We start from the raw sequence: 578 nt of genomic DNA, 5'->3' as shown, positions 1-578 counted from the left end.
AGCTAGATATTGTCACTTATCAAGACTATTTTCTACCAAATAAAAGTTTAAATGATAAAGAAATAGATGCTAATTATTTCCAACATGTTCCTTTCCTAGACCTTGAAATTAAAGAAAAAGGATATAAATTAGAAAATGCAGGAGCTATTCATCTTGAGCCATTAGGATTATATTCAACTAAAGTTAAAAACTTAAATGATTTACGTGACGGAGCAGTTGTACTTGTAAGTAACAGTAAATCAGATTGGGGAAGAATTATTAAATTATTATCAGACAATGGTCTTGTGAAAGTAAAAGACGGAGTTGATATCATTAATGCTACATTTGATGACATAGTAGAAAATAAAAAAAATCTTGTCTTTAAATATGATAATGACCCTTCTATTATGGTTCAATACTATAAAAATGGAGAAGGCGATCTTGTATCAATTAATTCAAACTTTGCAGTAGATGCTGGTATTAGTCCAAAAGATGACGCAGTAGTCATAGAAAAAGGAGAAAATAATCCTTATGCAAATATAATTGCAGTTAGAAAAGGTGATAAAGATAAATTAGTTATCAAAAAATTGATAGAAGCA

The 578-nt window shown here is 28.5% G+C and carries 1 protein-coding gene; it reads left to right on the top strand.

Going from position 1 to position 578, the window contains the following annotated elements:
* Positions 1-578 (top strand): MetQ/NlpA family ABC transporter substrate-binding protein (locus HMPREF1871_RS05605; RefSeq protein ID WP_066131057.1); only part of this gene is annotated, 578 nt, incomplete at both ends.

It is taken from the genome of Gemelliphila asaccharolytica, assembly GCF_001553005.1.
Classification (GTDB): Bacteria; Bacillota; Bacilli; order Staphylococcales; family Gemellaceae; genus Gemelliphila; species Gemelliphila asaccharolytica.
This window is presented reverse-complemented; position numbering and strand designations above follow the sequence as displayed.